We start from the raw sequence: 21,851 nt of genomic DNA, 5'->3' as shown, positions 1-21,851 counted from the left end.
TGTATTGCGCTGCGAAATATTGCAAACAGGGCGATACGGATGAAGCCCCGCCGGCTTGAGGGAGAAAATGATGAGCGAACAAGACGCGCTTGGTGAACGCGAAAGCATGGATGTCGACGTTGTGATCGTCGGAGCAGGCCCGGCCGGCCTTGCCGCAGCGATCCGGCTGAAACAGATTGCGAACGAAAAGGGCGAAGAACTAAGCGTTGTCGTGCTGGAAAAAGGTTCGGAAGTGGGTGCGCACATCCTTTCTGGCGCCGTTATCGATCCGATCGCTCTCGATCAGCTGCTGCCGGAGTGGCGCGAAGAGGATACGCCGATCAAAACGGCGGTGACCGCTGATCATTTTCTGGTTCTAGGCCCTGCGGGTTCCATGCGGCTGCCCAATCTGTTCATGCCCAAGCTCATGAACAATCACGGCAATTACATCGTCTCCCTTGGCAATGTGTGTCGCTGGTTGGCGGAAAAAGCCGAAGCGCTCGGTGTGGAGATTTATCCGGGTTTTGCGGCAGCCGAACTGCTTTACGATGATGAGGGCAAAGTCCTCGGTGTCGCGACCGGCGACATGGGGATCGGCCGCGACGGCAAACCCAACGCCATGTTTACGCGCGGCATGGAACTGCGTGGCAAGTACACCCTCATCGGCGAAGGTGCCCGCGGATCTCTTGCCAAGCAGCTGATCGAGAAATTCGACCTCGACAAGGACAGTGACGTGCCGAAATTCGGGATCGGCATCAAGGAACTCTGGCAGGTTGATCCGGAAAAGCACCAACTCGGCCTCGTTCAGCACTCCTTCGGCTGGCCGCTCGACGGCAAGACCGGCGGCGGTTCGTTCCTCTATCACCTGGAAGACAATCAGGTCGCCGTCGGGTTCGTCGTTCACCTCAACTACGAAAATCCCTGGCTGTCACCTTTCGACGAGTTCCAGCGCTTCAAGACACATCCCGCAATCCGGGACACTTTTGAAGGTGGCAAACGCATCTCGTACGGCGCAAGGGCGATTACTGAGGGCGGCTACCAGTCGGTTCCAAAGCTCTCCTTTCCCGGCGGTCTTTTGATGGGGTGTTCTGCAGGATTCGTGAACGTTCCGCGCATCAAGGGATCGCACAACGCCATGCTGTCGGGCATGCTCGCCGCCGAGGAAGTCATGTCGGCCATCGGCCGCGGCGAGGCTCACTCTGAGCTTACCCATTTTGACACGGCCTGGCGTGAAAGCGCGATCGGCAACGATCTGAAAAATGTCCGTAATGCCAAGCCACTTTGGTCGAAGTTCGGCACCTGGCTCGGGATCGGTCTTGGCGGTCTCGACATGTGGACGAATGAATTGTTCGGCTTCTCCTTTTTCGGCACGATGAAGCACGGCAAGCGTGATTCCGAAACGCTGAAACCGGCGAAGGATTGCAAGAAGATCGACTATCCGAAACCGGATGGCGTTGTTTCCTTTGACAAACTGTCTTCGGTGTTCCTGTCGAACACCAACCACGAAGAAGACCAGCCGATCCATCTGAAAGTCAGCGACCTGGCCGTTCAGAAGTCCTCCGAACACGATGTTTTCGCTGGTCCGTCAAACCGCTATTGCCCTGCAGGCGTTTACGAGTGGGTCGAAGAAGGCGAAGACGCGCCGCGTTTCCAGATCAACTCGCAAAACTGCGTGCACTGCAAAACATGCGACATCAAAGACCCGAACCGTAACATCACCTGGACAGTGCCGGAGGGCGCAGGCGGGCCGAATTACCCGAACATGTAAGCTCTGACGGCGATGCACAGAACGCGGCACTGGATCGGAACGGCTTCCGTCGCTTTGTTTCTGTTGCCGGGTGCCGCGTTCGCCGAAGTCTGCGACAAGATAAGGCCTGGCTGGAACAACATTCACGGGCCTGTTTCGCAAGTTGATGATGCCGTCTTCTTCTTTAGTGCATCACCTGCAACGAATCTTGTTTTTGTCGGATTGATCTCAATTTCACTCCTCCTTCGAAATCGATCGCTGTGTTTGTTTTCTGCACTAGTTTCGATCGTGCTCGCTGCAATGCTCGCTTTCGACTGGGTATTTCATTTGGGTGGCAAAGTCACAGAATCCGGTGTTGCCGAGGGCTGTGTGGTCCCGCCCTACTTGCTAACGGCCATTTTCCTCGCGATCTTCACCGTTTGCATCTTCGCAGCGTTCAAACGGCGCATTCAAGTGTGATGGATTGAATTTACAAAATCGGTTTCGGAAACAAACAACGCCGGGAAGTCGACTTCCCGGCGTTGCCGTCTTGTGGCCGATGGGTTGTATCAAACCGGTTAAAGTGGGGGTACCGGTTTGTTGCGGTTGTCAATTACGCATAGCTGGAAGGCCGGACGTACCAGACGTCCATCTGTTGCGCGATCGCCCGCGCCACAAGGCCTGGGCCGTTTTGTTAAACGGCGATTTTTTTGGAGCGAAGGTTCCGATGGAGCCAACGTGCACCTGATCCGGATCTCTGTCCGGTTTTGCGCCAAGGCATTATTAAATTTGATTAACTAAAGCATCAGCGAGTGCCGACATATAGTCACCTTACGGAAACGTCAACTACAAAATCCAGCAAATAACCACAACCTATGACCTTAGTAGATATTTTTATACCAATTGGTCAATTTTCTAACTGAACCTCATTTCTGCGCGGTCAATTCATGTAGGATCATCCAGCAATTCATCGCAGACAACAGGTGCTGCAACACCGCAGCGCTAATCAACGCAGCGCGCGAACGATCCGGCCCGCGATCCGTTCTCCGGCCACGCCGCCCCCGCTTTCATAGTTTCCGGCGAAGATCGTGATTACCAATCCTGCGTCGGGCACGACATAGAGCCGCTGATCGCCCCACCCGGAGGCCATGATCACCTTGTGCCCGGTGTAAAGCACCCCGGGGAACCAGAAATAACCATAACCATATCGTTCCCACGAATTGGCAACGTGTCGGGCGGTAGATATCTCAATCCAGTCTTCCGGCACCAGTTGCCGGCCACGCCACCTACCGGAATGCAACATGAGCGAGCCGACCTTGGCCAGATCCCTGGCCCGCAGGCGCAGTCCTGCCGAAGCGCTTGGGAAATGATCCGACGGCCAAGCTGTTGGACGCCACCACTCATAGTCGGAGATCTGGAGCGGCTCGAAGAGAACCCTATTGGCGTAATCAGTCAGCGCCATTCCCGTCAGCTTTTCGATCACGCCGCCGACAAGTTCGCTCAAGCCGCTGTTGTAGAGCCAGCGGCGACCAGGCGCATCAAGAAACTCTTTGGCCAATGTAAAAGCAATAGGATCATCACCCGTCAGAAGCCGGATAAAATCGTTTTGACTATTGTAGGGAACGATCGTTTCATTCCACGCGAAGCCGGCCGTCATCGTAAGAACATGGTGCAAAGTCACCGCTTTCAGCTCTCCCGCCAGGTTGCGCGCTTCGGGGAAGAAACTCCCGATCGGGCGGGAGAGAGTGCTTTCCGCCGAACCGTCAAGCGCAACTCCCAAAAGGAGCGATGTCACGCTTTTTGTGACCGACCGAATATCGTGCAGTGTTTCGGGTCCATGCTCGACGTAGCCGTACTCACCATCTTCGCCCGGCCAGTAATGTTCGAAAACCAATCGCCCCTTATGTTCCACAAGCACTGCGTGGATATTCCGCGCACTCACGCCCGCATCGATCATTTCGATGAGTTCTGAGAGCGCTTGCGGATCGAGCCTGGCACTGGCGGGTTCTGCAACGGGCCAGCCATCTGCACGTGCGGAAGGCGCGGCATCCATGCCGCGCGCATCTGCCGCCGCCGGCGGAAAAACGGCAGCCAACAGGCTGGACAAAAGGACACGCCGCGTGACCATCACCGATCTCCTCAGGCAACGGATGATACTGAAGCGCGAGAGGTCACGTCCATAAAAGATGATGGCGCGGGAAGACCGTATTTCCGATCTGAAGCAGTTAAACGCGTGAAACGGGATGCTGCTGGGGCTGGGCTTCCCTATCGAACCCGCAATTCGGGTCTTGGTTATCCGGCTTTAAAACCGTCTCTACCGATGAAGGCGCACCGAGGAACCCATAAGCAATCGGATTTGAAATTGAACGGACGGATAATAAAGGCGCTGCAATACGACAATCCGGAAGCAGTAAATTGTCAAAAATCACATCGGAAAATCCCTGATCGATTTTCTAGACCTTTCAACTGCTTATTGAAATCAGATTGAAAATAAACGCCCATAAGAATTTTCTATACAACAATAGATAAAGGGAATGTTTTTTACAATCCTTTGAAACTAAAGCACTTCTCACTGCTTCAGCAAATTTGATTCAATCAATGGTTACGCGGGAAATTGGCACCTGAGAACTCAGAACTCGCTTAACAATATGAAAATATTACACTTTTCGGATTTCCACATGCATTTTTTCTAAAGTTCAGTTGTAATTGCAGACTCGATTTAGTTAATCTAGTTTTACTGTCAACGGGGCTTAGTTGATTGATTTCCGCCATGTTTTGGCGGTTTCCTTGACAGTGTTCGCGGGTTTCCGCGACTTCCCCAGAATAATATAGATCTGGTCGCTAGAAACGGTCAGATACCTTGTGGGCAGGAGGCAGCAGCTTCCCGTCCGGGCTGCGGCGGCACCGGTTCGGGTTTGAAGGGCTTCCAAAAGTACATTCAGGGTAGCGCTTGCTCCCCTGACCCCATCGACCACAAGGTTTGGCACCGGGAAGGCCACTTCCCGGTGCAATTTTTTTGGTTTTTCTGAACAAATCTGTGACCGGTCAGGCCGCATTCTTGCGGTTGTTGGGTCTACGACGCTTCGAAGGCCTTGAAGCGGCATTGTCGTTGTGCCCTTTTGAAGACCGTTTGTGTGCGGGTTTCTTGGACGGCTGTTTGGCATGGCCGCCCCTGTTCTGACCACCGCGCTTTCCACGGCTGGCAGCAGCGGAGAGCGGAGGAACCTCACCTCCGGCAACCGGAATGTCGATCCCGATCAGTTTCTCGATCTGGCGAAACAGCCCTATTTCCTCAGGAGCGCACAGTGCGACCGCCTCACCGTCGGCTCCCGCACGCGCGGTTCTGCCGATGCGATGCACATAAGCTTCGGCGACTTCCGGCAACTCGAAATTGAAGACATGACTCACGCCAGGAATGTCGATACCACGCGCTGCAACATCAGTTGCAACAAGAACGTTGATCTTGCCATCCTTCAGGTCACGAATGGCTCTGTCACGCTGGTTCTGGCTCTTGTTTCCATGAATGGAGCCCGCTGCTATGCCGCCTTGTGAAAGCTTGCGCATCAACCGCTCCGCACCATGCTTGGTCCGGCAGAATACCAGCGACAATCCGTCTGGGTTGGATTGCAATTGGTGGAGAAGAAAATCGGTCTTGGATTTTTGATCCATGAAATGCACCGACTGCGTGACCTTGTCCGCAGTACGACCAGCGGGGACGACTTCAACCCGCACAGGATCGTGCAGATAAGTGCGGGCCAGGTCCGCGATCTGTTTCGGCATCGTTGCTGAAAACAGAAGCGTTTGCCGGTCGTCCCGGACCAGCCCGGCGATCCTGCGCAGTGCATGAATGAAGCCGAGATCCAGCATCTGGTCGGCCTCGTCCAGAACCAGATAAGACGCCGTTCCAAGATCGACTGCCTTGCGGTCGACCAGGTCAAGCAGGCGGCCAGGTGTAGCTACCAGAATATCGGTTCCTTTTGAAAGCCGCTTGATCTGCCCGTTAATCGACACGCCGCCAACAACGGATGAAACGCGCAAGGGCGTCGCTTTCAGATAGGCAATCAGGTTTTTTGCGATCTGGTTCACAAGTTCCCGGGTCGGGGCCAGTATCAGGGCCCGGGTTCCCTTAGGCCGTGCAGCTTCATTGTCGGCCAGCAGGCGGTCAATCAGCGGCAGTCCGAAGGCTGCGGTTTTGCCGGTGCCCGTTTGCGCGAGCCCCATGAGGTCGCGCCCTTCAAGAATGAGGGGAATAGCTTTTTCCTGGATCGGCGTGGGAGAAGCGTAGCCGTTTTCCGAAATTGCCTTCAACAGGCCATCGGAAAGTCCCAGGTTGTGAAAATCGGTCAATATCATTTCCTTGCTTCGAGCGCCAAAGCGCTCCTGTCACCGCAAGTCTTAAGCTTGCGGATTGGTGTCGGTGCGCGGCAGCCGGACCCGTATCGTTCCGTCTCTATGCCGCCAGACCCTCGCGTGACATGGGAACTGGTTGAGCCTCGTATCAGGCTCATGATCTGTGCAACTGGGAAAGTCCAGGCCAAAGATGTCGTGCCCCTGGGCGGGGAACTCGGCGCGTTGTCTCTGCTCACGCGGCAGCAATTGCAGTGCGGTATATCTGCTTCCCGATGCAAAATGTCAAGCCACGCGCCTGACTCGCGTCGCGCTTGGCCTCTCGCCTTTGATCAGGGCACGAGCCTGATCAGACGGCCGTCATCGCTGTCGGTGAGGACATAGAGGTATCCGTCCGGAGCCTGACGCACGTCGCGGATCCTTTCCCCAAGCTCTGACAGCAATTGTTGTTCGGAGACAACCTTGTCGCCGTCCAGTTCGAGTTTCGAAAGATGCCGGCCACGCAGCGCACCGACCAGAAGGTCACCCTGCCAGTCAGGATAGAGGTCGCTGTTGACGAAAGCCATTCCGGAGGGTGCGATCGAAGGGTCCCAATAGTGAATGGGCTGTTCCATGCCGTCCTTGGCTGTCCCCTCACCGATCTTGCCGCCGGTATAGTGCTTTCCATACGATATCACCGGCCAGCCGTAGTTCTTGCCTGCCTCCGGAATATTGATCTCATCGCCACCACGTGCACCATGCTCGACAGTCCAAAGGACGCCGTTTGAAGGATTGATCGCAGCGCTTTGCGGGTTCCTGTGTCCGATAGACCATATCTCGGGTTTATGCTCCGCGCTTCCCTCGAACGGATTGCCGGCGACAGGTTCACCGTCGGCCGTCAAGCGAAGGACGGAGCCTGTATGATCCAGTGTGTCCTGAGAACGCGGACCATCGCCTCTGTCGCCCAATGTCATGAAGAGGTTTCCGTCGGGTGCAAAGGCAAGCCGAGAGCCGAAGTGGCGGCCACCGTATCCCCTGTTGTTGGCCCGGAAGATCGTTTCTCCGTCTTCCAGCCTATAGCCGCCCCCTTCGGGCGACAGTTTCGCGCGGAAGAGTGATGTACCGGCTCCTTCAGGAGAGCCTTGCGAGAATGTCAGGAAAACAGTCTGGTCGGATGCAAAGTTCGGGCTCAGCGCGATGTCGAGCATGCCGCCCTGACCTTGTGCAAAGACTTCCGGCGTTCCCGGAACGACACTCTGCTCGCCATCGCCAGATACGAATTTCAGCAGCCCGTCGCGCTCGGTTACCAGGTAGCCCCCGTTCGGCAGAAAAGCGACACCCCAGGGATAAGACAAGCCGTCAGTCACCGTTTCCAGGTTTACAGAGTTTTGCGCGGCTGCAGGTGCCAACGCGGCCGGAGCGGCCAGAATGCTGAGGGCTGCAGTGGAGATTGCGAAAAAACGGCGGGCATTCATGATGGGCTCCAGAGCAAAAGGTTTTGACCTTAATTAGGAACTCTCGCGACCACGAACAGACGCGGTACCATTAAAAATCATCAATATGGCGTTAGGTTTGGCACTCAAGCGCTCTTTTCGAGGCGGTGCGCAATCACGCGCTGCTCGAAGGCTATGTTCCAGTCGATCAGCGTGCGCCAGACGAGATCCACCTGATCGGCTTCAAGACCAAGTTCCTCGGCCCGCTTCCTGATAACGGCAATCATCTTTTCGATGCGTTCCGCATCGAAAGCTTCATCGGGATGCTGTTTGAGCTCCGACATTCGCCGCACGAAGCCTTGTCGCTCCGCGAACAGCCGAACGAGTTTTTCGTCGAGCCGATCGATTTCATCACGAACGTCTTCTTTGGTGAGGCAGTCCACAGGCGTTTTCACGTTCACCATCCGGGTTTGCGGGATATCTGTACCCGCGAACCGGTATCCCGGTCCGCGTCCTGGAGTTTTTTGATCGACAATGCTGTAGCGCAGAACAGCAGATCAGTCGGCCAGCCGTGTCTGGGCTTCCACGCAAGCGAGCGCCGACATGTTGACGACCCCGCGCGAGGTCACCGACGGTGTCAGAATGTGCGCCGTCTTCGCAGCGCCGAGCAGAATTGGACCGACGTGAAGCGCTTGTGTCGCGACCTTCAGAAGGTTGTGCGCGATATTGGCGGAATCAAGGTTCGGGAAAAGCAGCAGATTGGCCTCCCCCTTCAATTTGCTGCCCGGCATGACACTCTCGCGCAAAGCCTCGCTGAGAGCGGAATCGCCGTGCATCTCGCCGTCGGCTTCGAGCTCGGGATGGCGTTCCCAGATCAGTTCAAGCGCTTCACGCATCTTGCGCGAGGAAGCCGTATCCCTTGAGCCGAAATTGGACATGGACAGCAGGGCGATCTTCGGCTCGATGCCAAAGCGCCGGATTTCTTCAGCTGCTAGAACCGCCATTTCCGAAATCTCGACAGCGGTAGGGTTCTCGGTGACGAACGTATCCGACATGAACAGCGCACCCTGGCTGTTGATCAGCAGCGACATTGCCGACAGGTCCTTGGCCGTTTCACAAACGCCGATGACTTGCTTGATGTCGCGAAGATGGCGAATGAAGCGCCCTTCCAAACCGCATATGACGGCGTCTGCATCACCGCGCCGGACCGCGAGGGCCGAGATGACTGTTGCGTTGGTGCGCACAACCGTGCGGGCGGCATTGGGTGGCATGCCGAGGCGTCCGACGCATTCGAAATACTCATCTACATAGTCGCGGTACCGCGGATCTTCCTGCGGGTTGACGTATTCAAAATCGACATCGGGACGGATCTTGAGGCCAAAGCGTTCACAGCGCTGCTTGAGGACATCGGGCCGTCCGACCAGGATGGGTTTTGCAATATGGTCTTCGATCAGCACCTGCGCGGCGCGCAGCACACGTTCGTCTTCCCCTTCGGCATAAATGATCTTTTTCGGATCTTTCGAAGCGTTCTGAATGATCGGCTTCATGATCAGGCCCGACCGGAAGACGAAACGGTTCAGCCTGTCGTAATAGGCATCGAAGTCCGTAATCGGACGGGTCGCGACGCCGGACTCCATCGCCGCCTTGGCAACAGCAGGCGCAATGCGCAGGATCAGCCTTTGGTCAAACGGGGACGGGATCAGGTAATTGGGCCCGAAGGTTTCCGTCTTGCCACCGTACGCACGCGCCACAACATCGGAAGGTTCTTCCTGCGCCAGTCCTGCGATCGCCTCAACAGCTGCCCGTTTCATTTCCTCGTTGATCGTTGTTGCGCCGACATCGAGCGCACCGCGGAAAATGAACGGAAAACAGAGAACGTTGTTCACCTGGTTCGGGTAGTCTGACCTGCCCGTGCACATGACAACATCATCGCGTACGGACAATGCGTCCTCCGGCATGATTTCCGGATTCGGATTGGCAAGCGCGAGAATGAGCGGCCCCTTGCCCATTTTCTCGACCATATGCGGCTTGAGCACGCCGCCGACAGACAGACCGAGAAAAACATCAGCACCCTCGATGATATCGTCCAGGGTGCGCTTGTCGGTTGGCTGTGCAAATACCGACTTCCACTCGTCCATGAGCTTTTCGCGGCCTTCATAAACGACGCCTTCGATGTCGGTGATCCAGATGTTTTCGCGCTTAGCGCCGAGCGACACCAGCATGTTCAGGCACGCGAGTGCCGCCGCGCCTGCGCCGGACGCGACGATCTTGGCGTCTTCAATCTTCTTACCCGCAAGGTGAAGACCGTTACGGACTGCAGCGCCGACGATGATGGCGGTTCCATGCTGATCGTCATGGAACACCGGGATGTTCATCTTTTCCCGCAAACGCGCTTCGACCATGAAGCACTCGGGCGCTTTTATGTCTTCCAGATTAATGCCGCCGAAAGTGGGCTCCAGCACCGAAACGGCGTCAACAAACTTGTCGACATCGGTTTCGTCCACCTCGATGTCAAAAACGTCGATCCCGGCAAACTTCTTGAACAGGACCGCCTTGCCTTCCATGACCGGCTTTGAGGCGAGAGGTCCGATATTGCCGAGGCCGAGCACGGCCGTACCATTTGAAATCACCGCGACAAGGTTGGCGCGGGACGTGTAGTGCGCCGCCTTTGCGGGATCTTCGGCGATTTCAAGGCAGGGCGCGGCGACGCCCGGAGAATAGGCCAGCGCGAGGTCGCGCTGGTTGCCGAGCGGTTTCGTCGGCTGGATCTCAAGTTTCCCGGGCTTGGGATGCTCGTGATAGAAGAGGGCTGCTTCGGTCAGATCGTGTTCAGTCTTGTTGCTGTCGCTCATGACGTTTTCTGGCTCCCTGACCTGTTCCGCTCGGTATTTGTATTTGTCTTTGGCTTGTGATTGGGAAGCGTGACGCTTCGCGATCCGAATTGCAAATTCCTGAAGTGTCTGTGTGGTTTACCCGGCGCGCTGGAAAATGAGAACCCGTATTAGCAAAAACAGCACAACGGCGTTCAGGATATGCCACATGAAATGAATTCCGAACTCGATATGGGAACAGAGCGGCTCGTCCAGCGTGCGGAACGTCAGCGATGCCAGGAAGACAAGACCTGTCAGGAGGACCTGAGCTCCGAGCTTCTTGTCCTTGCGGGCAAACAAAGTACCAACCACGAAAATCGCCAGAAGGGCGGGTACGTATCCCGCCGACGAACCAACAAGCGGTGCGAAAAGCGTGTCCGCGAACAGGACCGTTGCGACGAGGAAGGCGACGACAATCCCGAGAGAGGCCCACCAGGCAAGCTCAAGGTAACGAATGAGCGCGACATAGAGATAAACGTGAATGAAGATGACGATCGGAATGACATCGGCGAGCACCGCCCACACCGTTGCAAACGTGTGGAAGAGGAAGGAACCGATACCGATTGCGGCGAGAATCACGATCAACGCAAGGCCCACCCAATCGTCAGGTGTCTTTCTGCGCCAAATCAGAAATGCGACTGCGGCCGCGATCAGGAAGGCAGCGTTGGTTATGGCATTCAACGGTTCCGACCAGAATTCAGGTCCGATACGTTCACAGTAATTGTCAAGCTGCTGCGTCAGATCCATTTGCGGCACATCGGTTCGTTGCTCTTTTGTATCCTTTACAGCCCCGACGTGACAGTTTCGGCAATCATCGCGCCAAGACGTGAAATTCCCTCTTCAATTCGAGCAGGGCTGGCGCAAGAAAAGCTCAACCGTAGTGTGTTGGCACCACTCCCATCTGGATGAAACGCGCCTCCCGGGACAAATGCAACCTTGACGGTATCAACCGACCGTTCCAGCAATCCGGCAGCGTCCATTCCCTTCGGTAGCTCGACCCAGATGAACATGCCACCTTCCGGTCTCGACCAATGCACTCCGGCCGGCATATGCCGCTCCAAGGCGGCAAGCATCGCATCGCGGCGCTCCCTGTAGATCTTATTGGTATGCGCCGTATGGCTGTCGAATTTTCGCTCGGCGACACGCGCCATTGCTTCCTGGTTGAGAACAGGTGTGTTCAGGTCGCTCGCCTGTTTGATCAGAACCAGCCTGGAAATGACTTCGGAGGCTGCGCAGATCCAACCAAGACGCAGTCCGGGCGAAAGCGACTTGGAGAAGCTGCCGCAATAAAGCGTCCGGCTGTTTTCGATGCCTCCGCTTTTCTCACAGTCCAGCGCGAGGACCGCGGGCACCGGCTCGCCATCGTAGCGCAGGCTCTCGTAGGGAGCGTCTTCTATGACCGCGCAGGCGAGTTCTTCTGCAAGCGAGAGGATTTGCCTGCGCTCGTCCAGACCGAGCGAAAGGCCCGTCGGATTCGCAAAGTCCGGCGACAGATATGCAAATTTCACGGCTCCGCCCTTTTGCGACGCCCTCAACGAATAGTCATCCGCCGGCCGGTTTGTGCCCGGATCCAACCGGTCGAAGTGCAGCTCATAGGCGTTGAAAGCCTGGATCGCGCCAAGATAGGTCGGCCATTGCACCAGCGCCGTGTCGCCTTCCGACAAAAACAGCTTGCCGATGTAGTCGAGGCCCTGCTGGGACCCGGAGGTGATGAGAATGTTCTCGGGGCCGCATGAGACGCCGAGTTCCTGCATGTGCCTGACAATCCATTGGCGCAGCCTCAGACTGCCTTCGCTGATGCCGTATTGAAGCGCCTTTTCCGCATCAGGCCCGCCCAGGATTTCGCCATAGGCTTCCTTGAAAGCGTGTGCCGGAAAGAGCGCAGGGTCCGGAATGCCGCCGGCAAACGAAATCACATCCGGACGGTCGAGGAGCTTCAAAAGTTCACGGATTTCAGAAGCGCGCATGCGGGTGGCACGTCGTGCGTAGAGGCTGTCCCAGGTCGTCATGGTTGTCTCGAAAATTGTTTTGATGTTATTTAAGTCAATAATACTGACCTATTTATTTTGCAAGTGTCCCAATCTTGTTATTTTTTGTAATTTTATTTCGCGGCGATTGTCTGCGCATGAAGTTGGGCCCGGTCACTGGAAGCGGCGCCGTTCTTCCCCTATGTCTTGAGGACAAAGGAGATTTCCATGTCGCGAATTGATGACTCCCGACCCTTCATCCCGCTGAACATCGCCGTCCTGACTGTCTCGGACACACGCAAGCCTGAAGATGACAGGTCTGGGAACACACTGGCGGACCGGTTGACAAAGGCGGGACACGTGCTTGCTGACCGCAAGATCGTCCAGGATGACATTCCGGCCATTCAGGACACGGTCCGCACCTGGATCGCCGATGAAGGCGTTGATGTGATCATTTCGACGGGCGGCACCGGATTCACAGGACGGGATGTAACGCCGGAAGCCATGGAACCTCTTTTCGAAAAACGCATGGACGGGTTTTCCGAGGTCTTTCACCGAATTTCTTACGACAAGATCGGGACCTCGACGATCCAGTCCCGCGCAACGGGTGGTGTTGCCGGTGCAACTTATATCTTTGCCCTTCCCGGCTCGCCCGGCGCCTGCAAGGACGCCTGGGACGGGATTTTGAAGATGCAGCTCGATTACCGCCACATGCCATGCAACTTCGTGGAAATCATGCCCCGTCTGGATGAGCACCTGAAACGCGGGAAGCTGCAGGAAGCCTGACAGCATGTCCGTTTCGCTCCGCCCGACCGACATCACTGATGCTGACGCTGTCTCCTCTTTGCTTGTCAAAAGCTATGCGGCGCTGCTTGCGGACGCATACGACCAGGAGACGCTGGACGCTGCACTCCCCCTGATCACTGTCGCGCAACCCGATCTGCTAACGTCCGGCACATACTATCTGTGCGAAACGTCTGCCGGCCAGATCGTGGGTGTCGGCGGATGGACGAAACACTCCCCGACCGGACAGGACGACACGGCTTCGAACGGCAACATCAGGCACTTCGGTACCGATCCCGACCATGTCGGCAAGGGTATCGGCCGGACCTTGATGGACCGGTGCGTTGCGGATGCCACAGCAACCGGGCTAAGCGAACTCAATTGCTATTCAACGCTGAACGGCGAAGCGTTCTACCGCGCGTGCGGTTTTCTGCCTGTCGAGCCATATTCCCTCAAACTACCGGGTGGTGTCATCTTTCCTTCCGTCCGCATGACCCGAACCTTGTAACCATCACCAGCAAACCGGAGACACTCATGGGACTTCTTGTAGACGGCACCTGGGACCCGAATGCGACCGGCGATACCGTGGCCTCCGACCGGTTCGAAAGGTCCAAGGCGCAAATCCGGAACTGGGTGACAGAAGACGGTTCGGCGGGCCCATCAGGTGAGGCCGGGTTCAAGGCGGAAAGCGGCCGGTACCATCTTTATGTTGCGTGGAATTGTCCCTGGGCGCACCGCACGCTGCTGATGCGCGCGCTCAAGGGGTTGCAGCAGCACGTTCCGATATCCGTGCTCGCGCCGAAGCGAACGGAAGACGGATGGGTCTTTGATCCGGACAACGGTTATGTCGACACGCTTTCAGGAGCTTCAGCGCTGCACGAGGTCTATTCCGCCGGAACGGACACCTATACCGGCCGCGTCACGGTTCCCGTGCTCTGGGACACGAAGCCGGGCCGTCTGGTGAGCAACGAGTCGGCTGAAATCATACGCATGTTCAACGGCGCTTTTCAGAGCGTTTGCGATAACAAGACGGATTTCTTCCCTCAAGACCTGCGCGAAGCGATCGATGAATGGAACAGTTTCATCTACCCGAAACTTAACAACGGAGTGTACCGGGCCGGGTTCGCGCGTTCCCAATCGGCCTATGAAGAAGGCGTTAAAGGCGTCTTTGAGGCCCTGGACCGTATCGAAAAAACGCTTGAAAACAGTCGATGGCTCCTTGGCGACACTCTGACGGAGGCCGACATTCGTCTCTTTCCAACTCTCGCACGCTTTGACGTCGCCTACTGGAGCGCTTTCAAGTGCAACCAACGACGGCTGATTGATTATCCAGGACTGTGGGCCTATGCGCGCCGTTTTTACGCTCTGCCGGGCGTTGCCGAGACCGTCAAGCTCGACATTTACCGTCGCGGCTATCATTCAAGGAGCGATGTCCGCAATCCACACGGTATCGTGCCGCTCGGGCCAATCGTCGATTTTTCTGAACCGTTGGCCGCCGCTTGAGTCAAGCGTGCCTAGCCATGCAGCTTGACGGCAACGCTCGCCGGGATGCGCAGCGTGCCGACGCAAAACCGCGCCAGACCCTGGCGGAAACGCGATACGCTGCTGTCGCCTTCCGATTCTCCCGACGTCACGGCCGCTGCGCGCAGAAAGACGATCCGGGCGCGGCCAATCCGCTTGGCGATATCAAGATCCTCGAGCTCCGGCAAAGGCCGGTGACCGCCCAGTTTTTGATAAAACTGCCGTGAGATCAGAAGGCCCTGGTTGCCATAAGGCATTCCCAGAAGCTGGGATCGGAGCGCGGCGATCGATTCACTTATACGGGCGCTCATGCTGAAGGCTTCGTACCTGAGACGGAAACTTGCTGCGGTCCGTGTTCCGTTGGGCGCCCTGGTTGCCCGCTCGATAAACGCCTGGGCTTCGTGATGCCAGCCGCTTTCCAGCAAGGTTTCAGGGCGCAGGAACAACAGCCAGTCGCCGCGTCGCGCGAGCCCTGCCCCATAAGCCAGGCGCTCGCTGCGAGACATGGATTTGCAACTCACCCAATGACACCCGGCAGCATCGGCAACGCACTCGGTCCCGTCACTCGAGCCGCCATCCACAACGATGACTTCCCGTATGACGCCTTCGGCAGCAGCTGTCACCAGAGACGAAAGTGAGTGTACAAGCTCGGTCTCTGAGTTCTTTGTCGGTACTATGACACTGATCATGGTGCAGTCTTTTACATCAAAAATTCGCAAGTGCGAAATATGCGGGTTGTATTACGTGATTTTTGAGCTAATGTTCCTGATATGTTCTCAATCCACATCGATATGTTTTCATGAGCTCCGCGCTACACTCTGAGGTTGATCTGACGCTGGAAGAACCCACAGATCCTGACGTCTCACGGCTTCCGGGGGAAAGGCGCAGAGGCCGGGCCGCAGCAACAAATGCTTCCGGCCGTTATGAACCTGTGTCGCGGGAAAGTTTCGACGACGGATGGGAGACGCTGGATGACCTCCCGCCCCTCAAAACAGAGGTGCAGGAAGAGCGTGCCCGCACGATTATCACCCGCAACCAGTCACCGGATCTCTCATTTGACCGCTCTATCAATCCCTACCGGGGTTGTGAGCACGGTTGTATCTATTGCTTCGCCCGGCCGACGCACGCTTACATGGGCTTGTCCCCGGGACTGGATTTCGAAACGAGGCTGTTCGCGAAGCCCAATGCGGCGGCGCTGCTGGAGCGCGAATTGTCCAGGCCCGGCTATACGCCGCGCGTGATCGCCATTGGCACCAACACCGATCCCTATCAGCCCCTTGAAAAGAGCTATCACCTCATGCGCGAGATCCTGGAGGTCATGGATAGCTGTTCGCACCCGGTTGCCATCGTCACGAAGTCATCTCTCGTGACCCGTGACATCGACATCCTCTCCAGGCTGGCAGAACGCAATCTGGTCAAGGTGGCCCTCTCAGTCACAACGCTCGACAGAAAGCTCGCGCGCGCAATGGAACCGCGCGCCTCTGCGCCGCACAAACGTCTTGGGGCAATCCGGTCGCTTTCGGATGCGGGCGTTCCCGTAGCGGTCATGATGGCGCCTGTCATACCCGCCCTGACCGACAGCGAAATCGAAGCTGTGCTTGAGGCCGCAGCCAGCCAAGGTGCGACCGAGGCAAGTTTCGTGCTGTTGCGCCTGCCGCTCGAAGTTTCCGAACTCTTCCGCGACTGGCTGCTGCGGGAGCGACCGGATCGCTACCGACATGTAATGAGCCTCGTTCGCTCCATGCGCGGCGGCAAGGACTATGACGCAAAATGGGGCGAGCGTCTGCGCGGACGCGGTCCTTATGCGGACCAGATTGCCAAGCGGTTTTCACTGGCCGCAAAGCGCCTGGGACTCAACCTGCGGCGAAAGAAACTCAATGCTACAGACTTCGTCCAACCCCAAAAAGGTGGTGTGCAACTCGACCTCTTTTAGGTTTCCTGCTTGCAGCATGGGCAATTCGGCGGCAGCGTTGCCTCATGACTGCAGGAACTCCCCTTTTCGACCTTTCCTTTCCCGAGAGTCCGGACCTGAAACTGGAGCGTGCGCATGCGCTCACGTTTCCAGGAGGTCTTTGCGGCGTCGATGAAGCCGGGCGCGGTCCGTGGGCTGGACCTGTCGTTACCGCAGCGGTTGTCCTGGACTATGACAATGTGCCCGAGGGACTGAACGATTCCAAAAAGCTCACCGAAGCCCGGCGGGAAGAATTGTTCGAGAAGATCGTGTCGAGTGCCACGGTTTGTTGCGCAAGCGCTTCCCCCGCTTCCATCGACAGCATGAATATCCGGGCCGCGACACTGGCGGCAATGGTCAGAGCCGTGAACGGACTTGCGGGCATTCCAGACTATGTGCTTGTCGACGGACGTGATGTGCCACCAGGTCTGAAACAGCCGGGACAGGCCCTGGTCAAAGGCGATGGGCGCTGTCTTTGCGTTGCGGCGGCCTCCATCGTTGCCAAGGTCACACGCGATCGGATGATGGTGCGTCTGGAACGACATGTTCCCGGCTATGGCTTCGCTCAGCACAAGGGATACGGGGTTCCCCGGCACCAGGCCGCGCTCGAGGCGCTCGGCCCTTCCCCGCACCACCGGATGAGTTTCAAGCCCGTGAGACTGACCGTGAACAAGGGTGACTAATCTTTGCGTCGCGCAGCGCTTGCCCTCCCTGCGCAGGCAGGGATCCAGTAGACACATGCTCTCGCGGTGAGTACTGGATCCCGGTCTTGACGCTGTGCATCAAACCGGGATGACAACAGTTGGTTCCGCGAAAACAATCCAGTTGCTTTGCGCTCAGACATATCGAAACAGTAAAGATGCCACCCACCTGGCTTGAGGACTAGAGTAGCCCACTCCTGGATGGTTCATCAGGTCCGGTTATACAGGACGAGCAAAACACACCAACCTCCACCGCTTGTCATTCCTGCGAAGGCAGGGATCCAGTACACGCAAACTTACGCCGTGGATACTGGATCCCGGTCTTGACGCTGCGCATCAAACCGGGATGACAACGGGTGTTTGGATCAGGAAAACGAACTCGGTTGCGTGCAGCCATATCGGCAACGGGAGTGAGTAACTACCAATCTTGGTTGCTGAAGTGTCACGCTTTAGGATAGCTCAATGCGACCGCTTACGTGCTGCCTGTTCTCTGACCTCCGACGCGAATTTCTCTGCCGGCCACCCTTCCGCCAGTGCCTGGCGCATGATGTCCTGCTGGCTGGGTGGTGCCATGCCGGAGAGCGGTGAATCGATGTCGAGATTTGCCGGAAAGGGATAGCCTTCCGCCATTGCGCAGACGACGGTGTCGATCTCACGCGCGTTCAGCGTTTCATTCGTCTTGGCGGCGAGAAGCGCCGGATAAGCGGCAAGAGACATGCGCAGGCGATCCACAATCTCGATCGAACGTCCGTAGGCTGATCCAATTTGAAGGAGGTTTGCAAACCGCTCCACGTCGCTGGTCCGGTTTTCGCCTGCGGCGTGGAAGGTTGCGGGATTGAAGAACAGGAGATCTCCCTTTTGCAAGGGCATCTGTACGTAGTGCTCTTCAAAATAGGCCCGGAACTCGGGAAGGAGCACGGCCTGATAGCCGGGGAGATAACTTTGCGAAAACGGAAGCAGCTTTGTGGGTCCGGCTTCAACAGGCATGTCGCTGTGGGCGATGCCGCCCTGGAGCGTCAGATGGCAAGAAAGAGCGTGCTGTGTGGCCGGGTACCCCTGCATCAGCGCCGCGTCCTGGAACCCCATGTGGTAGTCGCGATGGGCCACCTGGGCATTACCGCCAGGGTGCACCACATTGACCTGGCAGGTAATCTGATAGCCCGGGCCGAGCCACGCTTCGCTTGCCCGGCGCAGGAGGTCGTTCGCATTGTAGCGAATGAACAGTTCCGGATCGGCTACACAGAGCTTCTCATGTGCGTTCCAGATCCGTGTATTTGCGCCGGCGGCAGCAAAGTGGTCGCCCTTGCCGGTATTTTGCTCGGCCTCTTCTTTCATGATCCGGTTCAAAACGTCGGTAACCGCATCAAGAAGGGTAGTGTCCGTATAACCTTCACGGATAACGATGATGCCAGACCCGGTCGCAAAAGAACGGTTCCATTCCGCCATAACTTCGCGCCAGGCGACCTCGCTGGTGTTGTTTTGAAAGAGTGCAGCGCCGTCATAAACAGGAATGTTTGACACAATCTCAGAAGCAGCCGGATAAGCGGCGCTTTCCGTCTTCTGGTCTAAATGGCGCTTGAAGTCTTCGATGGAGCAGGAACTCTCATTGATCCAGACCGGCGCCGCGCGCTCCGTCTTGTCCAGCATAGCATCCTCCCAAATCACCCATGGCTGCCTTCGGCATTGCCGGCCCCGGCACTCCCGGTATCGAACAGTGCAAGACAGGTCCTTTTCTGATTGCGCATATGGTTGCCGAAGTTCCGACTGCTGGCAACTCAAGGGCAAACAAAAAAAGCGGCCCATGGGCCGCTCTTTCAATATTCGATCCGATTGAAACCAATCAGTTCAAGCGTTCTTTCACCTGGTCGATGCTCTTGGAAAGAATATCGTCGGCAACCGAGTCCTTGACCTTGGCGGTAAGGATTTCCTCCGCCGCTGCAACGGCAATGTCCGCTGCCTTGGCCCGAACTTCCGCGATTGCCTGCGTTTCCGCCTGCGCAATCTTGACCTCGGCTGCCTTGGTGCGCCGCGCGATCATTTCTTCAAGTGCCTTGTTGGTTTCCACCGTCAGGCGCTCTGCCTCGGCATTCGCCTCGGCAATGATTGCTTCCGCTTCACCTTCAGCCTCGTGACGCTTGCGCTGGTATTCCGAAAGCAACTCCTGGGCTTCTTCACGCATTTTGCGTGCTTCTTCCAGTTCCTTGCGAATTCCATCAGCACGGTTGTCCAGAGACGAACCGATCTTGCCCGGAACCTTGAGGTAGGCAATCAAGGCGAAGAAGAGAACAAGACCGATCAGGGCCCAAAATGTTGCGTCCATGATCGTCTCCTCAGTCCATCGCCGACTTCAGCGCTTTGGTCAGGTCGGTCTTCGTCGGAGCCTTACCGATCAGCTGCTCTACAAGCGCCGATGTGGTGTCTCCAGCGATATCGCCGATCTGCGACAAAGCTTCGGTCTTGATCCCGGTGATCTGCGTTTCCGCAGCCAGTAGCTTCTCGTTCAGTTCCGCTTCCGCTTTTTCGCGGCGCGCTTCCTGTTCCGCCTTCAGCTTGGCGCGTGTGTCATGCGCAATGCTGTGAGCCTTGTTGCGGGCTTCCGCCAGCGCCTGCTCATAGGCTGCAATCGCTGCGTCGGTCTCGTCCTTCAGGCGGTTGGCCTCGGAAAGATCACCGGCAATGCGGTCCTTGCGGTCCTCCAGGATCCCGGCAATCCGCGGCATCGCCACGTTTTTCATGATCCAGTAGAACACACCAAAGGTGATGGCGAGCCACAGCAGCTGTGACGCAAAAGTGGTCGCGTCGAACGGTGGGAAGCCCACACCGTGCTCGGCGGCCGCTTCCGTGATGGCCGCTTGGCCTTCAGTGGTCGTTTCGCCTGCCATTTCCTGTCTCCTAAGTCCGGTCAGGCGGCACAATCAAAGCGCCGCCACCGGAGTCGCGTCGAATATCGCTGCGTGTGAGCGATTAAGCGAACAGGATGAGGAAGGCGATCAGAAGTGAGAAGATGCCCAGAGCTTCCGTCACGGCGAAGCCGAAGATCAAACGGCCGAACTGGCCATCAGCTGCAGACGGGTTGCGCAGAGCGCCAGCGAGGTAGTTACCGAAGATGGTGCCGAGGCCGATGCCTGCACCGCCCATGCCGAGACATGCGATACCCGCACCGATGTATTTTGCTGCTTCTGCTTCCATGACACGTGCTCCTAGATGTGTTTGCAGATTGCTCACTTACGGCGCCACAGGCCGTGTGATTGGATTGCCCTTAGTGTGAAGGATGAAGGGCGTCGTTCAGGTACATGCAGGTCAGAACGGCAAAGACGTAAGCCTGCAGGAATGCAACGAGGAATTCGAGCGCTGTCAGCGCGACCGTCATTGCAAGTGGAAGAACCGCGCCGAAGATACCGACCGCACCCATGGCACCGAGGCTCACGACGAAGCCGGAGAAGACCTTCAAGGTGATGTGGCCGGCCAGCATGTTCGCGAACAGACGAACTGACAGGCTGATCGGGCGGGACAGGAAGGAGATCACTTCGATCATGGTCACAAGCGGAATGAGTGCGCCAGGCACCCCACTCGGGACGAAAAGCTTTAGGAAGCTCATGCCGTTACGCAGGAAGCCGTAGATGATCACGGTCAGAATCACCAGCATGGCCAGCGCGAACGTGACAATGATGTGGCTTGTGACGGTGAAGAAATACGGGAACATCCCGAACAGGTTGGCGACCAGGATAAACATGAAAAGAGAAAAGACGAGCGGGAAGAACCGCATCCCGTCAGATCCTGTCGCATCTCGTAACGTACTGGCTATGAACTCATACATCATCTCCGAGACCGACTGAACGCGGGTCGGCACCAGACCACGGCCGCTGGTCGAGAAAATCAGAAATGCGGAGGTCGCCGCCACGGTCAAGACCATGAACAGGGAAGAGTTGGTAAATGAGAAATCCATGCCTCCGACTTCAATCGGAAAGATCTTCTGGATCTGGAACTGTGAGATCGGATCGTTCGCCACCGGCCAGCCTTCTTCGCTCGTTCATAATCACAGCGCCCGCAGGCGCGCCAAATACTAGTCTGATCTGTCGTGTGGAGCATTCTTGTCGCGCCTTAGCCCGACCTGCGGCTGTTCGACCACACCGGCCGATCGCAACACATTCAGAACGCCCGCGGCAAACCCCAGCAGCAGGAAAATGATGAGCCCAAACGGCGTCGTTCCCAACCACTGATCGGCGACCCAACCAATCCCGGCCCCCACCAGAACGCCCGCGATGAATTCAGAAGACAATTTCATCGCCTGCGCATAACCGGCAGAGTTGCTTTCCGATTTTCGGGCTGCCTTTTCATCGGCAACACGCTGATCATCAAGCTTCCGGTTTAATTGAGCCCGCCGCTCCGACAGACCCGCTTGCGAAACATCTGTGTTCCGATCGTCATTTTGGTCGTTTTCCGAAGACATGTTCCTTTGTCCCCAGTGCGCCGACATGTCAGATCAATCAACAGGAGTGCCCCGTAAGCCGCGCGCACCATAGTCGGCGCCTCAGGCCGTGTCAAGGAGACTTGATTAATAATTATCCTATTGAAAATGCTTATCTTTTTCGCT

General features: G+C 56.8%; 20 protein-coding genes. 6 read left to right on the top strand and 14 right to left on the bottom strand.

Features of this window, described 5'->3' with window-relative positions:
- Window positions 1-70: 70 nt before the first annotated feature.
- Complete coding sequence (locus ABVF61_RS17385; RefSeq protein WP_353994794.1) at window positions 71-1,747, top strand: electron transfer flavoprotein-ubiquinone oxidoreductase; 1,677 nt, start codon at window positions 71-73, stop codon at window positions 1,745-1,747.
- Window positions 1,748-2,711: 964 nt separating this feature from the next.
- On the opposite strand, the gene ABVF61_RS17380 is transcribed toward ABVF61_RS17385, so the two are convergent.
- The 7 genes from ABVF61_RS17380 to ABVF61_RS17350 form a co-directional block, all read right to left on the bottom strand.
- Window positions 2,712-3,833: a serine hydrolase domain-containing protein gene (locus ABVF61_RS17380; protein ID WP_353994793.1), complete on the bottom strand. Its 1,122-nt coding sequence runs from the start codon at window positions 3,831-3,833 to the stop codon at window positions 2,712-2,714.
- Between the two features lie 917 nt (window positions 3,834-4,750).
- Entirely contained in the window at window positions 4,751-6,052 is a 1,302-nt protein-coding gene (locus tag ABVF61_RS17375) for a DEAD/DEAH box helicase (protein ID WP_353994792.1), read from the bottom strand.
- Window positions 6,053-6,384: 332 nt separating this feature from the next.
- Window positions 6,385-7,506, bottom strand: a complete 1,122-nt coding sequence (locus ABVF61_RS17370) for a PQQ-dependent sugar dehydrogenase (protein ID WP_353994791.1) — start codon at window positions 7,504-7,506, stop codon at window positions 6,385-6,387.
- A 104-nt stretch (window positions 7,507-7,610) separates the two neighbouring features.
- Window positions 7,611-7,928 (bottom strand): chorismate mutase, encoded by a 318-nt coding sequence (locus tag ABVF61_RS17365; protein WP_353994790.1) that lies wholly within the window; start codon window positions 7,926-7,928, stop codon window positions 7,611-7,613.
- A gap of 93 nt (window positions 7,929-8,021) precedes the next feature.
- Complete coding sequence (locus tag ABVF61_RS17360) at window positions 8,022-10,316, bottom strand: NADP-dependent malic enzyme (RefSeq protein ID WP_353994789.1); 2,295 nt, start codon at window positions 10,314-10,316, stop codon at window positions 8,022-8,024.
- A gap of 117 nt (window positions 10,317-10,433) precedes the next feature.
- Window positions 10,434-11,081, bottom strand: a complete 648-nt coding sequence (locus tag ABVF61_RS17355) for a ceramidase domain-containing protein (RefSeq protein ID WP_353994788.1) — start codon at window positions 11,079-11,081, stop codon at window positions 10,434-10,436.
- 35 nt (window positions 11,082-11,116) lie between these two features.
- A complete protein-coding gene (locus tag ABVF61_RS17350; protein WP_353994787.1) occupies window positions 11,117-12,343 on the bottom strand; it encodes an aminotransferase-like domain-containing protein in 1,227 nt (408 codons plus the stop codon).
- A 186-nt stretch (window positions 12,344-12,529) separates the two neighbouring features.
- On the opposite strand from ABVF61_RS17350, the gene moaB reads away from it, so the two are divergent.
- The 3 genes from moaB to ABVF61_RS17335 are packed head-to-tail and all read left to right on the top strand — an operon-like array spanning window position 12,530 to window position 14,587.
- Window positions 12,530-13,087 carry a molybdenum cofactor biosynthesis protein B gene (gene moaB, locus ABVF61_RS17345; protein ID WP_353994786.1) on the top strand — a complete coding sequence of 186 codons (558 nt, stop codon included), beginning with the start codon at window positions 12,530-12,532 and terminating at the stop codon, window positions 13,085-13,087.
- 4 nt (window positions 13,088-13,091) lie between these two features.
- The gene (locus ABVF61_RS17340; protein ID WP_353994785.1) at window positions 13,092-13,592 is read left to right on the top strand and encodes a GNAT family N-acetyltransferase; all 501 of its coding nucleotides are present in this window, start codon (window positions 13,092-13,094) and stop codon (window positions 13,590-13,592) included.
- A 26-nt stretch (window positions 13,593-13,618) separates the two neighbouring features.
- Window positions 13,619-14,587, top strand: coding sequence for a glutathione S-transferase family protein (locus ABVF61_RS17335; protein WP_353994784.1), 969 nt, complete (start codon window positions 13,619-13,621; stop codon window positions 14,585-14,587).
- An 11-nt stretch (window positions 14,588-14,598) separates the two neighbouring features.
- Here ABVF61_RS17335 and ABVF61_RS17330 read toward each other — a convergent pair whose 3' ends face one another.
- Window positions 14,599-15,294: a glycosyltransferase gene (locus tag ABVF61_RS17330; protein ID WP_353994783.1), complete on the bottom strand. Its 696-nt coding sequence runs from the start codon at window positions 15,292-15,294 to the stop codon at window positions 14,599-14,601.
- A gap of 110 nt (window positions 15,295-15,404) precedes the next feature.
- Between ABVF61_RS17330 and ABVF61_RS17325 the strand changes: the two genes are divergently transcribed.
- Window positions 15,405-16,538: a PA0069 family radical SAM protein gene (locus ABVF61_RS17325; protein ID WP_353994782.1), complete on the top strand. Its 1,134-nt coding sequence runs from the start codon at window positions 15,405-15,407 to the stop codon at window positions 16,536-16,538.
- 44 nt (window positions 16,539-16,582) lie between these two features.
- On the top strand, window positions 16,583-17,239 hold the full coding sequence (rnhB, locus tag ABVF61_RS17320) for a ribonuclease HII (protein ID WP_353994781.1): 657 nt from the start codon (window positions 16,583-16,585) through the stop codon (window positions 17,237-17,239).
- Between the two features lie 477 nt (window positions 17,240-17,716).
- Here rnhB and ABVF61_RS17315 read toward each other — a convergent pair whose 3' ends face one another.
- The 6 genes from ABVF61_RS17315 to ABVF61_RS17290 form a co-directional block, all read right to left on the bottom strand.
- The gene (locus ABVF61_RS17315) at window positions 17,717-18,904 is read right to left on the bottom strand and encodes a phytanoyl-CoA dioxygenase family protein (RefSeq protein ID WP_353994780.1); all 1,188 of its coding nucleotides are present in this window, start codon (window positions 18,902-18,904) and stop codon (window positions 17,717-17,719) included.
- 193 nt (window positions 18,905-19,097) lie between these two features.
- The gene (locus ABVF61_RS17310; RefSeq protein ID WP_353994779.1) at window positions 19,098-19,577 is read right to left on the bottom strand and encodes a F0F1 ATP synthase subunit B; all 480 of its coding nucleotides are present in this window, start codon (window positions 19,575-19,577) and stop codon (window positions 19,098-19,100) included.
- Window positions 19,578-19,587: 10 nt separating this feature from the next.
- The gene (locus tag ABVF61_RS17305; RefSeq protein WP_353994778.1) at window positions 19,588-20,139 is read right to left on the bottom strand and encodes a F0F1 ATP synthase subunit B; all 552 of its coding nucleotides are present in this window, start codon (window positions 20,137-20,139) and stop codon (window positions 19,588-19,590) included.
- 82 nt (window positions 20,140-20,221) lie between these two features.
- Window positions 20,222-20,446 carry a F0F1 ATP synthase subunit C gene (locus ABVF61_RS17300; protein ID WP_055111220.1) on the bottom strand — a complete coding sequence of 75 codons (225 nt, stop codon included), beginning with the start codon at window positions 20,444-20,446 and terminating at the stop codon, window positions 20,222-20,224.
- Window positions 20,447-20,516: 70 nt separating this feature from the next.
- Window positions 20,517-21,266 carry a F0F1 ATP synthase subunit A gene (locus ABVF61_RS17295; RefSeq protein WP_353994777.1) on the bottom strand — a complete coding sequence of 250 codons (750 nt, stop codon included), beginning with the start codon at window positions 21,264-21,266 and terminating at the stop codon, window positions 20,517-20,519.
- Window positions 21,267-21,320: 54 nt separating this feature from the next.
- Window positions 21,321-21,707, bottom strand: coding sequence for an AtpZ/AtpI family protein (locus tag ABVF61_RS17290; RefSeq protein ID WP_353994776.1), 387 nt, complete (start codon window positions 21,705-21,707; stop codon window positions 21,321-21,323).
- Window positions 21,708-21,851: the final 144 nt, after the last annotated feature.

The organism is Roseibium sp. HPY-6 (assembly GCF_040530035.1).
Taxonomy (GTDB): domain Bacteria; phylum Pseudomonadota; class Alphaproteobacteria; order Rhizobiales; family Stappiaceae; genus Roseibium.
Note: the sequence above shows the minus strand (reverse complement) of the source record. Positions and strands in the feature narration are given on the sequence as shown.